The 14,523-nt window shown below is 37.3% G+C and carries 15 protein-coding genes; 8 read left to right on the top strand and 7 right to left on the bottom strand.

Annotated features, from left to right (window positions below; all coding sequences use genetic code 11):
- Positions 1 to 48: 48 nt before the first annotated feature.
- Together CFPU101_RS16260 and CFPU101_RS16255 are read left to right on the top strand one after the other, a co-directional pair.
- Positions 49 to 696, top strand: coding sequence for a DUF2834 domain-containing protein (locus tag CFPU101_RS16260; protein ID WP_206816450.1), 648 nt, complete (start codon positions 49 to 51; stop codon positions 694 to 696).
- A gap of 28 nt (positions 697 to 724) precedes the next feature.
- A complete protein-coding gene (locus tag CFPU101_RS16255) occupies positions 725 to 2,065 on the top strand; it encodes a TldD/PmbA family protein (protein WP_206816389.1) in 1,341 nt (446 codons plus the stop codon).
- Positions 2,066 to 2,177: 112 nt separating this feature from the next.
- Here CFPU101_RS16255 and CFPU101_RS16250 read toward each other — a convergent pair whose 3' ends face one another.
- Genes CFPU101_RS16250 through CFPU101_RS16235 form a run of 4 tightly spaced genes read right to left on the bottom strand, consistent with a single transcriptional unit; the run spans position 2,178 to position 4,779 of the window.
- Complete coding sequence (locus CFPU101_RS16250; RefSeq protein WP_374191966.1) at positions 2,178 to 3,311, bottom strand: murein transglycosylase A; 1,134 nt, start codon at positions 3,309 to 3,311, stop codon at positions 2,178 to 2,180.
- A gap of 45 nt (positions 3,312 to 3,356) precedes the next feature.
- On the bottom strand, positions 3,357 to 3,608 hold the full coding sequence (locus CFPU101_RS16245; RefSeq protein WP_206816387.1) for a hypothetical protein: 252 nt from the start codon (positions 3,606 to 3,608) through the stop codon (positions 3,357 to 3,359).
- Between the two features lie 7 nt (positions 3,609 to 3,615).
- Entirely contained in the window at positions 3,616 to 4,374 is a 759-nt protein-coding gene (locus CFPU101_RS16240; protein ID WP_206816386.1) for a hypothetical protein, read from the bottom strand.
- A 48-nt stretch (positions 4,375 to 4,422) separates the two neighbouring features.
- Positions 4,423 to 4,779, bottom strand: coding sequence for a Mo-dependent nitrogenase C-terminal domain-containing protein (locus CFPU101_RS16235; RefSeq protein WP_206816385.1), 357 nt, complete (start codon positions 4,777 to 4,779; stop codon positions 4,423 to 4,425).
- 782 nt (positions 4,780 to 5,561) lie between these two features.
- On the opposite strand from CFPU101_RS16235, the gene xth reads away from it, so the two are divergent.
- Positions 5,562 to 6,350, top strand: a complete 789-nt coding sequence (gene xth / locus CFPU101_RS16230; protein ID WP_206816384.1) for an exodeoxyribonuclease III — start codon at positions 5,562 to 5,564, stop codon at positions 6,348 to 6,350.
- Between the two features lie 45 nt (positions 6,351 to 6,395).
- Here the strand turns inward: xth and CFPU101_RS16225 are convergent, their stop codons facing one another.
- A complete protein-coding gene (locus CFPU101_RS16225) occupies positions 6,396 to 6,584 on the bottom strand; it encodes a CopG family transcriptional regulator (RefSeq protein ID WP_206816383.1) in 189 nt (62 codons plus the stop codon).
- 36 nt (positions 6,585 to 6,620) lie between these two features.
- Here CFPU101_RS16225 and CFPU101_RS16220 point away from each other — a divergent pair, with 36 nt between their 5' ends.
- Together CFPU101_RS16220 and CFPU101_RS16215 are read left to right on the top strand one after the other, a co-directional pair.
- The gene (locus tag CFPU101_RS16220) at positions 6,621 to 7,838 is read left to right on the top strand and encodes an RNA-guided endonuclease TnpB family protein (protein WP_206816382.1); all 1,218 of its coding nucleotides are present in this window, start codon (positions 6,621 to 6,623) and stop codon (positions 7,836 to 7,838) included.
- 88 nt (positions 7,839 to 7,926) lie between these two features.
- On the top strand, positions 7,927 to 9,246 hold the full coding sequence (locus tag CFPU101_RS16215) for a DNA cytosine methyltransferase (RefSeq protein ID WP_206816381.1): 1,320 nt from the start codon (positions 7,927 to 7,929) through the stop codon (positions 9,244 to 9,246).
- A gap of 80 nt (positions 9,247 to 9,326) precedes the next feature.
- On the opposite strand, the gene sds is transcribed toward CFPU101_RS16215, so the two are convergent.
- The gene (gene sds, locus CFPU101_RS16210; RefSeq protein ID WP_206816380.1) at positions 9,327 to 10,301 is read right to left on the bottom strand and encodes a solanesyl diphosphate synthase; all 975 of its coding nucleotides are present in this window, start codon (positions 10,299 to 10,301) and stop codon (positions 9,327 to 9,329) included.
- 846 nt (positions 10,302 to 11,147) lie between these two features.
- Between sds and CFPU101_RS16205 the strand changes: the two genes are divergently transcribed.
- The 3 genes from CFPU101_RS16205 to rfbB are packed head-to-tail and all read left to right on the top strand — an operon-like array spanning position 11,148 to position 12,775.
- Positions 11,148 to 11,465 (top strand): hypothetical protein, encoded by a 318-nt coding sequence (locus CFPU101_RS16205; RefSeq protein ID WP_206816379.1) that lies wholly within the window; start codon positions 11,148 to 11,150, stop codon positions 11,463 to 11,465.
- The gene (locus CFPU101_RS16200) at positions 11,462 to 11,704 is read left to right on the top strand and encodes a hypothetical protein (RefSeq protein ID WP_206816378.1); all 243 of its coding nucleotides are present in this window, start codon (positions 11,462 to 11,464) and stop codon (positions 11,702 to 11,704) included. Before CFPU101_RS16205 ends, CFPU101_RS16200 begins: the two co-directional genes overlap by 4 nt.
- A 3-nt stretch (positions 11,705 to 11,707) precedes the next feature.
- The gene (rfbB, locus tag CFPU101_RS16195; RefSeq protein WP_206816377.1) at positions 11,708 to 12,775 is read left to right on the top strand and encodes a dTDP-glucose 4,6-dehydratase; all 1,068 of its coding nucleotides are present in this window, start codon (positions 11,708 to 11,710) and stop codon (positions 12,773 to 12,775) included.
- Positions 12,776 to 12,829: 54 nt separating this feature from the next.
- Here the strand turns inward: rfbB and CFPU101_RS16190 are convergent.
- The coding region (locus CFPU101_RS16190; protein WP_206816376.1) for a bifunctional diguanylate cyclase/phosphodiesterase at positions 12,830 to 14,523 on the bottom strand (1,694 nt) is incomplete at its 5' end.

The raw sequence follows: 14,523 nt of genomic DNA, 5'->3' as shown, positions 1-14,523 counted from the left end.
TGGGTTTGGAGACCAAACCCCTACATTTTATCTAAATTGTTCAACATGATGACTCAAAAAATCTTTCTAACTTTACTGTGGCTATCATTTGTGATTTATGCATTTTTCTTTTCGCCACCTAATCAACCCGATACCCTTGAACTAATTAAAAATCTAAGTACGGGAAAATGGGAAGGAATTAATCCAATTATTATCAGTTTATTTAATATTATGGGCATTTGGCCACTGATTTATGCTGGTGTAATTTTTGCGGATGGAAAAATGCAAAAAATACCTGCTTGGCCCTTTGCTACTGTATCATTTGCGGTTGGTGCTTTTGCAATTTTACCCTATTTAATTTTGCGTCAACCTAATCACGAATTTGATGGAAACAAAACACTTTTACTCAAAATCTTAGATTCACGTTGGTTAGGTTTATCCGTAACGTTAGGAACTGCGGCATTTTTGCTTTATGCTGTTACTCAAGGTGACTGGAATGATTTTATTCAACAGTGGCAAACTAGCCGATTTATTCACGTCATGAGTTTAGATTTTTGTTTATTATGTCTGCTTTTTCCCATTTTATTAAAAGATGATATGGAACGACGTGGACTTAAGAATGAGAGTTTATTTTGGTTGGTTTCTTTAGTTCCTTTACTTGGATCGGCAATTTATTTAATGGTTCGCCCGCCTTTAGTGGAAACAACGATAGACTAGAGATAAAGCAAGCGTCAATATTTAAAGTATGCCCAAGGTTGAAGAAATTGCTCAAAGTGCCGCAACGATCGCACATGAACTCGGTATCAATAAATACGACATCTACGGTTCATCAGTAGACGATACCAGTGTCGAAGTGTTTCAGGGAGAACCGAAGCAGGTACAAGCGTCTAACCGTTCTAGTGTTATTGTTAGAGTGTGGAATCAAGATCATCAAGTGGGTGTCACTTCTACTACTGATGTTGATCCATCTGGATTAAAATTAGCCCTAAAAACAGCTTATGAGGCTAGTTTTTTTGGGGTTAAAGAAAATGTACCTGATTTTAGTCCCCAAGCTAAAGAACCCACAGCAAATCTACCTCAAAACGATGCGGTTCTAGCACCTGTATCAGAACTCATTGAAAAACTGATCGATGCAGAAAAAACAGTCATTGATGCTCATCCTGCCATTGAAAGTGTACCCTATAACGGTTTAGGCCAACAAGACGGCAACCGTTTTTACCTTAATAGTGGCGGTGCATTACGAGAAGAAACCCGCGCTTATACCTCTATTTATTTGTACACGAAAACGGAGCAAGACGGTAAAAAGCCGAGAAGTGCAGGTGCATTTAAAATCAGTCACAGTTTACCAGAACTTGATATTAATGGATGTATCACTGAAGCAGTCAGCAAAACCATTAGCCATCTTGACTATCAACCCATTAAAACAGGTAAATATCGCGTTGTTTTCTCTCCTCGTGCTTTTTTGAGTCTATTTGGTCGATTTTCTAATTTATTTAATGCACAAAGTATCCTCGATAAGCAAAGTTTATCCACTCCAGAATCATTAGGTACACAAATTGCCTCATCTTATTTATCTGTAGATGATAACGCACTTCATCCTGATAATATTTCGGCTGAAACGTTTGATGGAGAAGGTACACCGACTCGTAAAATTACTCTAATTTCACAGGGTATTTTAACGAATTTCCTCCACAGCACAATTACGGCTAAACGGATGAATGCTGAACCGACTGGACATGGTAGCATTGGAGCAAAGGTTGGTGTTAGCTCACATTTTTATCATGTTTATGCAGCCAAAGCAGCAAACCAAACCTATCGTCTAGAAGATGCTGAAAATGTCATCTACATCGATAATTTACAAGCACTTCACGCAGGGGTTAATTCTCTACAGGGGTCTTTTTCCTTACCGTTTGATGGTTGGTTAGTCAACAAAGGTGAATACACCAGTATTGATTCTGCCACTGTAGCGGGTGACTTTTTATCTCTCCTAAAATCGATTATTTTTGTTGAATCTGAAGCAGAAATAACACCAAGTGGAATTTGTCCTCGGATTTGGATAGAAGAACTATCGATTACTGGCTCTTAGTTTTATTACTTTAATCTAGTAACATTTTTGATTAAAAACCCATAGGAACAATACACCTATGGGTCTTTTAATCTGTACTATAAAAATAGTTCTTTTCAGCCGTCGAGTGATTTCACTTTAATAATAAATAATATAGCTTCCCCGTATGATTAATCAAACCAGCACGATCGCCAGCTATTTTCCCTGTTCCCATAAATATATCGACTCTCCCCGCACCTTTGATCGCACTTCCTGTATCTTGATCTAAAACATAACGACTCACTTCACGGGTTTCCATTTCTCCTTGTTGCGTCACGATGGGTATAGACGTTTGAATGACTGCTAATGCACCAGGTGGCAAAATAGATTTATCAGTAGCAATTGATCGCTCGGCGGTGACTGGTACTCCTATACTACCTGTGGCGGGTGCGCCAAAGGTTTCTTTAAAAAAGATAAAACGGTTATTGCGGGGTAAATAATTCTGAAGTTGTTCGGGGTGAGTCCGCAGATAATCGATTACCATTGGTAAGGTTAACCCCTTTGGAGGAAAGATCCCATCTTTAATTAATTCTTTTCCAATACTGGTATAAGGATAGTCGGTACTGCCATCAAACCCAATACCCATCATTTTTCCATCACTTAGACGTAATTTTGCTGAACCCTGAACCTGTACCAAATAAGCTTCTATACGATCTTTGAACCAAACTAACTCAGATCCAGCAAGGGGACTTTTTGCACCTTTTAACCCATCGTTTCCTTCTAATTCGCTACGGGTTGGATGGGGTTTTTTCCATTGTTCAAAGTTTTTTGGTTTGCGATAAAGTGGATAGCGATATTCTGCGGTGGGTTTGCGACTCGCTTGGTAAATGGGTTCAAAATATCCTGTAAAAGCAACTGTCCCTAAATTATCGTTTCCGCTAGACTGATACCAAACAAATTCTTTTTTCACAGCAGCTTGTAATTGTTCGGGTGTGCGTGAAGAAACAACAAGTTGACGAAAGCGAATTAAAGAACGTTTAACACGATCGCGGGTGATGCCAGAGATGGGATAATTTTGATAATCTTGGACTGCTTTAGAACTATTAAGATATTTTAAGCTATGATCAATGGCTTTTAGTAAAGCTTTGCGATCGCCATTTTTACCTAAACGACCCCAGATTTGATCATCCCATCCTAAGGAGGATTCTAACTGACGAGGTTCAACTTTATTTAAAGGACTATTTTGGGCAATCAGTCCACAGGGAAGTAAAGTAAAGACACTCAACAAGAGAATAGCAATTTTGAACATGGAACTCTAACTAAAACGACTTTTTTATAGACGTTCGACACTCCCAAAAAAGATCGGTTCAACGCGAATACCGACAATACTCGAAGGACGAATGACCATATATTCACCTTGAATATTCCGAATAGGAACATTGATAAAGTCGTCGGAGTCACTTTTAGGGACTAACTCACCGCTATACCATTTCTGAAAGTCTTGAATACTACTAAACCGTACTTCTTCTCGGTGACCACTGTTGAGGAGGATAAAGATCGCGTATTCGTCTGGTTTTCTACTCATATGTTTATTACGATGTCAGATTAAAACGTTGTAGTAATGTTTCTATCACTGAGGGTAGGGTTTTTTTCAATTCTGTTACAGAAGTGTACTTTAATTGTTGATATTGCGGAAAGTCAAAAGAAAATTCTCCCTTAAATTCGGGTCGCTGTTGATAGGTCAATAAAATTTGTCCCGCTTGTTTCGTACTAATAGCATACCCTAATTCAACGCATACATTAGGATTAGGGAGCAAAGTTGAGTTTACAACCTGAATGGGTGTACTGTCAGCAATAAAAAGTAAACTTTTCCTAATTTTCCGTAATTGTGCGTCACTTAATCTCAAAGGCGCATTTTTCGGATATTCTGTCTCTTCTATACTCAGAGAATAACGAGAACGTTTGTTAATTGTTGCGATCGTCGTTTCTAGCGTTTCCCGTAACGCTTCGCTAGAATCAGGATACTGAGATTGAGGACTAAAATAAATAATCGGCTCTAACCATGCGGAAATATCTTGTTTAGTAAAATAAATCTCATGGGAAATCAGATCAATGTTAGAAATGGCATAACCACCACTTCCCTCGATATAAAATTCGACAGTATCTCCCTCTAAGTAGCGTTGAAACCAAGGGGACGTTTGGACTTCTAAACTATCCTCTAAAAAATCTGCTCTTAAACCAGACTTGAGCAAACTATTACGGTTTAAACGTAAGTCGTGGGGACGCTTTACAACGTCTTTCACTGGCTCATAATGTTCCAAATACCAAGCTTTTAGTGCAATAATAGCCATAGATACGGCGTTTTCCGACTGCCAAGATAAAAAAGATGCTTTTCAATCTTAGCAATAAGCACTGATATCTTCACCACATACGTCGGCTAGATAGGATAATGCACGAAAACGTAACATCATCAATTCGTCATAAACTGGGTTAATCTTGCATAAAGGAGGAATACTTACAATAGTTCGACCCAAAAACTGAATTTTTCGAGCAAAGGGACATTGTGCAGGAATTAAATGACAAATTTTGTGAGCTAGTTTCGGACTGTTGATCTCAAGATCGTTAATCCATTGCCGTACAATATTCACAAGATTGATTTTTTCCCTAAAAGATTTAGTGGTTTGTTTTTTAGCTTGTATCGGTTCAACCCAGTGGCTAAAAACAAGATGTTTAATTGCAAACTCTGTGACACTCATATAAACCTCGATACGTTTTTTACTTTTATCTATTTACTAGGTTTCCCAATTACTTCTACTGTTTAATCAGGCGTTTTTACAGAAAATATGATTGTTTGTCTAAAAATGGGATGATTTACTTAAGTATTTTTCTGGAAGTTTTGAGCTTATGTTCTTTTACTCTTGTCATAACATAGCCCGCTAACTGAAAAATAGTTAGGGATGTGGTTTTTGCATAGTCAAGATGTTGAAAGTACAGAATCAGTATTCTTTGTGTATGCGTAGACAAGAAATAAGCCATTAGGTTCCACTAACAAGAAACATACCTAAAAAATCGTCTTTTTTCAGCCAGTTTTATCCCACCTCAAACTCAGGTGCAATTAAACACATTAAGCTAAGGATAGGATTCAATCAAACCCAAAATTAAAAGCGTGCAAGGGAGGAGTAATCTAACATATTAACCGATTGAAGATTGTTACACTCTATACTAAATATAAGGGCTAGACGAGTATTTCTACTGATACCTCAACTCAATATAGTTATAACTCTCCACATCTCCTAGATTAACAAATTTATTTATTTTTACCATCCGCAAAAGAAATAATCTTTTTGGTATAAAATAGCACTTGATTTAGAAAAAAATTAGTTTAATTATGTCTTTTAGCTCACACAGTAGAAAAACCTACGTTCTTGAGCAGAATTATAACAACTTATATCAATTGAACAAAAGTACTTTTTGAATTGGTGAGTTTGTGTTTAAAATAGTAAGATACTATACACAAATTCAACAAAAATCACTTAAAATGCTGGTTGCTACTTGGAATGTCAATTCAATACGAACGCGCATAACTCATGTTATTAATTGGTTAGAAAGTAATCCAGTTGATGTCTTATGTCTACAAGAAACCAAAGTAATTGACTCAGATTTCCCCAAAACACTTTTTGAAGAATTAGGATTTTATCTCTATATTTCGGGTCAAAAAGCTTATAACGGAGTTGCACTAATTAGTCGTACTCCACTCGAAGATGTTAGTATGGGTTTTGCTTCCATTTTAGGCGAAACTAAAGGGGAAAAATTTGATGTACAAAAACGTGTGATTACAGGCGTGATTAACCAAGTACGAATCATTAATCTTTACGTTCCTAACGGTTCTGAAATAGGTAGCGAAAAATATGAATTTAAACTATTTTGGTTAGAACTACTAAAAGATTATTTGACTGAACTACGGAATAAAACCTCACAAGAACTATGTGTCTGTGGTGATTTTAATATTGCTTTAGAAGATAAAGATATCTATGATCCCCAAGGAAAAGAAAACCATATTTTGTCTTCTCCAGCCGAAAGACAAGCATTACAAAATGTTTTGTCGGTTGGTTTACAAGATGCTTTTAGAAAGTTTACCACAGAAGGTAATCATTTTAGTTGGTGGGATTATCGTAGCGCAGGTTTTATTAAAAATAGAGGATGGCGCATTGATCACATTTACCTCACTCCTAGGTTATACGAGCAAGCCTTTAGTTGTAAAATTGACATCGAACCCCGAAAACTGGAAAAACCAAGTGATCATACCCCTGTCATTGTCGAATTTTAGATCCCATGAGTCAATGAGTAATCATACTGAGTAGCTGCAGCATCGTTATTGATTAAATTTTTGACCAAAAAAATGGGTACAAGCCCCGTCGTAAAACGACGGCTTTTTAGGGATTTTGAGTTTTCTAATTAATTCCCTTAAAACATCTGTCTTGGTTCTTCCTGTTGCTTTGCAATAGTCTTCTAAATGCTGTTTTTCTTCAAGTTCTATATAAAAATCTACTCTGGTTTTCATGGGAAGTATACAGGGATTATGTGATATAATATCTCTATGAAAGCACGTTATCGCTACCGCGTCTACCCAACCAACACTCAGAAAACAGCCTTAGCTCAATTGTTTGGCTGCTGTAGAGTCGTGTGGAATGATGCGTTAGCTTTCTGTCAAGAGTCTTATCAGAAAGGAAATAAATATATAGGAGAAAGTGAACTACAAAAGCGGTTTATCACTCAAGCTAAAAAGTCCAAAAATAGAGAATGGTTAAAAGACGTTTCTAACATTCCTTTGCAACAATCTATTAAAGATTTAGGTCAAGCTTTCTCTAATTTCTTTGCATCTTGTAAAGGAAAAAGAAAAGGGAAGAAAGTCAGGCTACCAAGGTTCAAGAAACGTAGTTCTAATCAATCAGCTAGATTTAGAATAGGTGGCTTTAAAGTCGGACAGCACAATGTCTATTTAACCAAAATAGGTAAGCTTAAAATTGAATGGAGCCGTCCCCTACCTAGTGAGCCATCGAGTGTAACTATCATTAAAGATTGTGCTGGTAGGTATTTCTTAAGCTTTGTTGTTGAGATTAATCTTTTTCCCTTAAAAGACAATAATCAATCAGTGGGAATTGATTTAGGCATTACTGATTTTGTTACTTTGAGTACAGGGGAAAAGGTCAAAGCACCAAAGCCTTTAAAGAAACGACTGAAAAGACTTAAGTCGCTACAAAGAAATTTATCTAGGAAACAAAAGGGAAGTAAGCGGCGTGAGGTAGCAAGAAAAAGAGTAACCAAACTTCACGCAAAAATCAAAAACACAAGAACTGATTTTCTCCATAAGTTGTCTACTAAAATTATTCGTGAAAACCAAACGATAGTTCTAGAAAATTTAAACGTCAGTGGACTAATCAAAAACCGTAAATTGTCTCGTGGTATTTCAGATTTAGGATGGCGAAGTTTTCGGGCTATGCTAGAGGCTAAATCAATAATGTACGGACGGGATTTCCGAGTCATTGATAGATGGGAGCCAACAAGCCAAAGATGTTCGTGCTGTGGTGAAATCGGTGGTAAAAAAGCGTTAAATATTCGTGAATGGAATTGTCTGTTTTGTGGCGCAGAACTAGACCGTGATATTAACGCTTCAGTCAATATATTAAACGTCGCGGTAGGGCATACTGAGACTTTAAACGGACGTGGAGACAGTGTAAGACTACCACCGTCAAAGGTAGCAACAGTCTGTGAAGCGTCAACCACCTTTAAAGCAGTACAGTTAAGTCTGTTTTAAGGGAATCTCCTCCGTTTACGGAGGGGAGGATGTCAAAATGTGATTATAATCATGTTTTTGCTCAATACCTCAAAAAGTTATCAATCATATGATCCATCATCAAAAACAGTATAGACCGATCGCTGTCGATTTATTTGCTGGTGCGGGTGGAATGACATTAGGTTTTGAGCAAGCTGGTTTTGATGTCTTGGCATCCGTCGAAATTGATCCAATTCACTGCGCGATACATCAGTTTAATTTTCCTTTTTGGAATGTTCTCTGTAAAAGTATTATTGATACTACAGGAGACGAAATTAGAAAACGCTCTGCTATTGGGGAGCAAGAAATTGATGTGGTTTTTGGTGGGCCTCCCTGTCAAGGATTTTCGATAATTGGAAAACGATCTTTAGATGATGAGAGAAATACTTTAGTCTATCATTACATTAGATTAGTATTAGAACTACAACCTAAATTTTTTGTTTTAGAGAATGTCAAAGGAATGACTATCGGTCAACATCAAAAATTTATTATTGAAATTATTAATAAATTTGAAGATAATGGCTATCAAGTGTGTCATGATTACCGAGTGTTAAATGCTTCTGAATATGGCGTACCTCAAAATCGCCAAAGATTATTTTTAATGGGTTGTCGCTCTGATTTAAAACTACCTAATTATCCTGCGAAAATTACTAAATCTGCTACAATTAAAACTTCTAAATTAGCTCAGGAATTACCATTATGTCCAACTGTTTGGGAAGCCATTCAAGATTTACCAATCATAGAAAACTATCCAGAATTATATGAAAAAGACTGGATAATAGCAGATTTCGGAAAATCAAGCGATTATGTAAAAAAAATTTGTGCTGATTTTCTAAGTGATAATTATTCTTATCAACGTCATTACGACTCTAGAATCTTAACATCAAGTCTAAGAACAAAACATACTCCAGAATCTGTACAAAGATTTGCTGATACTCCCAATGGAAAAACTGAACCAATCAGCCGTTTTTATAAACTTCACCCTAACGGAATTTGTAATACACTTCGTGCAGGAACCGCGAGTAATAGAGGATCTTTTACATCTCCAAGACCCATTCATCCTTTTATACCGAGATGTATAACGGTTCGTGAGGCTGCACGTTTACATTCTTATCCAGATTGGTTTAGATTTCATACAACAAAATGGCATGGATTTCGACAAATTGGTAACTCAGTTCCACCCCTTTTAGCTAAAGCTATTGCATCCGAAATTATGAATGCTCTAGAGATTAAGCCAGAACCAACAAAATTTATCAAAAATTTAGGAAATACTGATCTATTAAAATTTGATATGAGAAAAGCTACTAAATATTTTAATGTTAATTCCAACGTAATTGAACCTAGAAAAAGAAAACTGAGTTTATCTAAAAGCAATATTGAACATCTATAAAAATAATCAGCAAAAATTGAACAAGTGGTTATTTTTATCAAGTTATGACCACTTATTTGAATTTAAAAAAGTTTGAGTTATTAATACAAACGACTTAAAACATAATCAGTTAAATCCACTAAAGCTTGAGCCGAAGCCGAAGGTTTAAGACAAGTGATATGCTGTAAAGCTTGTTGAGCATGATGTAAAGCTAAATCTCTAGCTCTTTGAATTCCATTACTTTCTTTAACAATCGCTAAAGCTTTTTCAATATCGTTGTCTTCGCTAAATTCTCGTTCGATTAAAATTTCTAAATAAGGATTTTCTTCCATGGCATACAAAGCAGGGGCCGTAATAATGCCACTGATAAAATCAGAGCCAGCAGGTTTGCCTAAAACTTCTGTTGGTGATGTGAAATCGAGAATATCATCGACGATTTGAAAAGCAAGTCCTAAATTTCGTCCATATAAGTACATATGTTCGGAAACTTCGCTGGAAGTATCGCTGAGAACACAAGCAGCTTTAGAACTGTTAGCGATCAAAGAAGCGGTTTTATAATAACTTTTTTCTAGATAAGCTTCGATCGATAAACTGGTATCAAAGCGATTGATTCCCTGTTGAATTTCCCCCTCTGCAAAGTCTCGAATGACTTCTGAGAGAAGTTTGACAACTTGTAGATTATCTAAATTCGCTAAATACCAAGAAGATTGAGCAAAGAGAAAGTCACCCGCTAATACCGCAATTCGATTGTCAAATAAACTATTGACGGTTGGTACATTGCGTCGCAGTTGCGCTTCATCGACAACATCATCATGAACTAGACTAGCGGTATGAATCATTTCGGTTATTTCCGCTAACCGTCGATGTCGTGCTGTCAGATCTTGATCGAGTAAAGTCGCCCGTGAGACTAAAAAGACGATCGCAGGTCTAATTCGTTTCCCACCTGCTCCAAATAAATGTTCTGCAGCGGCTCCTAAAATGGGATGACGCGCACCAATCAGTTTAGTTAGATTATCGGTCAATAGACGGAGATCGGCTTCGACGGGGGCAAAAATAGAAGAAGTGGTTGTGATCATTAGTCAGCCAATTTGGCGAGATAGTTACGAAAGTTTACATATCCTTACATTTATTTTAAGCTAACCTATCCAGACTGGGAAATAGATTCTTGAGCTTGAGGTCACCAAGACCGAGATCCATGAGGTCTCATTCCTTTGATAGAAGCGTTGATGAAGCGATCAAACATCTTAAGAGTTAGTTTCAATTTGAATAACTTATGTTAGGCTATTGTTAAAGGGTTTTAAGAATTTCCATATGACTTAAAGTTCAGAACTGAATAGCTAAAAACAATGACTTGAGAATTATTACTTAAGAATTTATACTTAGCGGTTCTGAAAAAGTAAGATGGGTTAGTCGATTTTGTCGCTGACTCAACTGAATTAATGGGCTTTTAGGCTCGGAATTTGCTTGCTTGTAAAAGATGGTGGGCGAGGATTTTGTCGCGCTTAAGAGTGAGCAATTCAGCAGGTTGTGGTAACTTACGCCTTTTAATCGTTCATTTAAACTGATCCTAAAAAAATGCCTCACCTAATTATACTTTTGGCCGTTGTGTATTTGTTGTCAGTGTTTCTCATCTTAACGATCGCCAAACGATTAACCAAGATGAAATCCATTTGACACTATATTGTATGGATTAGGGGCTTGGAGTCTGAAAGTGATCTGAGCCTTTAATCACCAATTCCCCTAGCTGTTGTGATTTTTTGAAGCAATCAAGAGAATAACATTAGCCTTTTAGTCATCATTGTTAGATTTTGCCAAAAAACTGATAGTATTTAAAATTAGATTTCTTGAATAGGAAACTATTTATTAGTTCATAATCTGAAAACTAAAGTTGTGTTGAATGGCGAAAACTTTTTAAAACAATTATGCAAATTATTGTCCGCAAATTGAATAATTGGGCTTATCAAAATCAAACTTATGTCCAAAATTGGCGAACACAACGTCTTCTTTCTTTTCTCAAACTCGTTAAGCCACCTAAGCAAGCTAAAATTATTGACTTAGGCGGCAGTTCTTATATGTGGGATTTGCTAGAACACGATTTTGAGGTCACGATTGTTAATTTACCCGATGGCTTAAAACAAGATCATCAATTATCCCGCTATTATTATATTGAGGGAAATCAACCGATCTTCGTGAGATATTTGCTGACAAATCGTTCGATCTGGTTTACAGTAATTCTGTGAGCGAAGACGTTGGAAATCAAGAACAACAAATTGCTTTTGCGATTGAGGTTCAATCGGTTAATCGTTTAATTAAGTCTTGGGAAACTAAATTACCCGCTTGGACAGAAATGATTAAAGAATTAAGGGTACTCTCAAAAGACCAGATGCAAGATCTGTTTCTAGAGGCGAGCATTTACATTGAACATAAATTTTTGTTAGAAAAGTCTTATTCTTTCTATAAACCTTATACAAAATCTTAAAATATGGCTCGGATACTGATTACAGGTGGTGCGGGATTTATTGGTTCTAATTTTGTGCATCACTGGTGCGAAACTTACCCCAATGATCGCGTTGTAGTGCTAGATGCTTTGACTTATGCGGGAAATCGCAAGACATTGGCTTTATGGGAAGATAGTAATAATTTTCGGTTTGTTCAAGGAAATATTTGCGATCGCTCTTTAGTAGACTCTTTGTTTAGGGAAGAAAACATCGATACAGTTGCCCATTTTGCAGCCGAATCTCATGTTGATCGTTCTATTTTAGGGCCAGATGCTTTTATTCAAACTAATGTAGTTGGAACTTTTACCTTATTAGAGAGTTTTCGTCAGTATTGGCAAGAACAAGGTAAACCCGATCACTATCGTTTTCTTCATGTCTCTACAGATGAGGTTTACGGCAGTTTAGAGCAAGATTCGCCAGCTTTTACCGAAACAACCCCATATGCACCTAATAGCCCCTATTCGGCATCAAAAGCGGGGAGTGATCATCTAGCACGTGCTTATTATCATACTTATGGAATGCCCACTCTGATTACGAACTGTTCTAATAATTATGGAGCGTATCATTTTCCAGAAAAGTTAATCCCCTTGATGTGTATTAATATCCTCTTGGGAAAACCGCTTCCCGTGTATGGCGATGGTCAAAATATTCGAGATTGGTTATATGTTAAGGATCATTGTCAAGCATTAGATACAGTTCTTCACAAAGGACAAGCGGGCGAAACCTATAATATTGGGGGTAATAATGAGGTCAAAAATATCGATCTCGTCTATAAACTTTGTGAATTGATGGATGAATTAGCCCCAGACTTACCCGTGAAACCCTCGAAAGAATTAATTACCTTTGTTAAAGATCGCCCAGGACACGATCGCCGTTATGCAATTGATGCGACTAAAATTAAAACAGAGTTAGGATGGACTCCCCAAGAAACAATAGAGGGAGGTTTACGCCAAACTATTATTTGGTATCTGAATAATCGTGAGTGGTGGCAGCCTTTACTATCAAAGGACTATCAGGCGTATTACGATCAAGTTTATGGAGTTAAAAGTTAATAGTAAGCTCTTAAGATAGCCCATAGGTATCTGATGCCTATGGGTTTTGAATTTTTAGACAAATCTTGCCAAGCTAAAACCGTATTTAGTAGCCGCTTGAGTAGGCAGTGGGCAACTAATCAAATAACCTTGAGCAAAATCACAGCCAAGCGATCGCAAAAATTGGAGTTGTTCTGGTGTTTCGACCCCCTCTGCGATTAACTTTAATCCTAAACCATGTCCTAGAGCAATCACAGACTTAACAATAGCTTTATTGCTAGAATGCGTCCAAAGCTCCCGAATAAAAGACTGATCGATCTTGAGTGCATCAACAGGAAAGTCTCTAAGGGTACTTAAAGAAGAATAACCAGTCCCAAAATCATCAATTGAAATGTAAATGCCCATTGCCTTGAGCTTTTTAAGAACAGAGATTGTTAAACTAACATCCTGCATCGCAATACTTTCGGTAATTTCTAATTCAAGACACTGAGGATCGAGTTGGGTTTGTTGCAAAATCTGAGTGACAATTTGTACTAAATCACCTTGCTGAAACTGACAAGCAGAAAGATTAATCGCGACACGCAAAGGTGGTAACCCTGCTAATTGCCATGCGCGATTTTGAGTACAAGCAGTTTGCAGCACCCATTCACCGATAGCTACGATTAATCCAGTCTCTTCTGCTAGGGGAATAAATTGATCAGGTGGAATGAGATCTACTCCCTCTCGTTGCCAGCGTATTAAAGCCTCCATGCCAACGATTTGACCCGTGTTTAAATCGATTTGCGGTTGATAGTGCAATAAAAACTCACCACGTTTTAAAGCTTTGTAAAGATTGTTTTCTAGGGTTAAGCGTTCTAAGGCTTTAGTGTTCATGCTGGGCGCATAAAGTTGATAATTATTTTTGCCTTGTTGTTTAGTCCGATACATGGCGATATCAGCATTTTTAAGCAGAGTTTCCGCATCTTTGCCATCATAAGGAGCAAAAGCGATCCCAATACTGGATTTTATATAAAGTTCCTGCCCTTCAAGATAGAAAGGCTCATCGAATGCTCTTAAAATTCTTTGAGCAATACTAATCGCTTGTTCAGTAGAGTGAAGATCAAGAACCAAGATCGTAAACTCATCACCTGCCCAACGAGCGATCGTATCTTCTGGTCGTAAACAACTGGTGAGTCGCTGTGCGGTTTGCTGTAATAACAAATCTCCTGCGGCATGACCTAGAGTATCGTTGACCAATTTAAAGCGATCTAAATCAAGAAACATCACACCGAGGCTCTGACCCTGATGCTCTGCTTGAGCCAAAGCCAAAGTCAGGAGATTATGAAATAACATTCGGTTAGGTAAACCAGTTAACTGATCATGAAGAGATTGATGGCGAAGAGTTTCTTCAACACGCTTCTGCATGACAGTTAGATAAAGATGTGTTCCCAAAGCATCAGCCAGCTTAATCTCATCTGGTTTCCATGCTTGAGCTTGGCCTTGTTTAATTTCTCGCCAGATTTCAAAAGATCGCCTTGGCAAGTGGTTTCGCTCATCTTGTTGCCAATGTCCTGCCCATAACTTTTCTGTTTCAATTTCATTACGAAAAATACTCAAGCATCCGACACATTGATTGTGATACTGTAACGGGACGATTAAAATAGAACGAATGCGTGTCTGCTCGAATTTCGATACCAACGGTTGAAGTTGGGGGTCTTGATAAAGATCTTCAATACTGTATAAGCGTGGGTTGCTTACAGAACTGAGGCTCATACTAAGTTGCGAATTAG

Origin of the sequence: Chroococcus sp. FPU101 (assembly GCF_017312365.1) — a bacterium.
Taxonomy (GTDB): Bacteria; Cyanobacteriota; Cyanobacteriia; order Cyanobacteriales; family Microcystaceae; genus Chroococcus.
The sequence above is the reverse complement of the archived record's forward strand: the minus strand, read 5'-3'. Positions and strand labels throughout refer to the sequence as shown.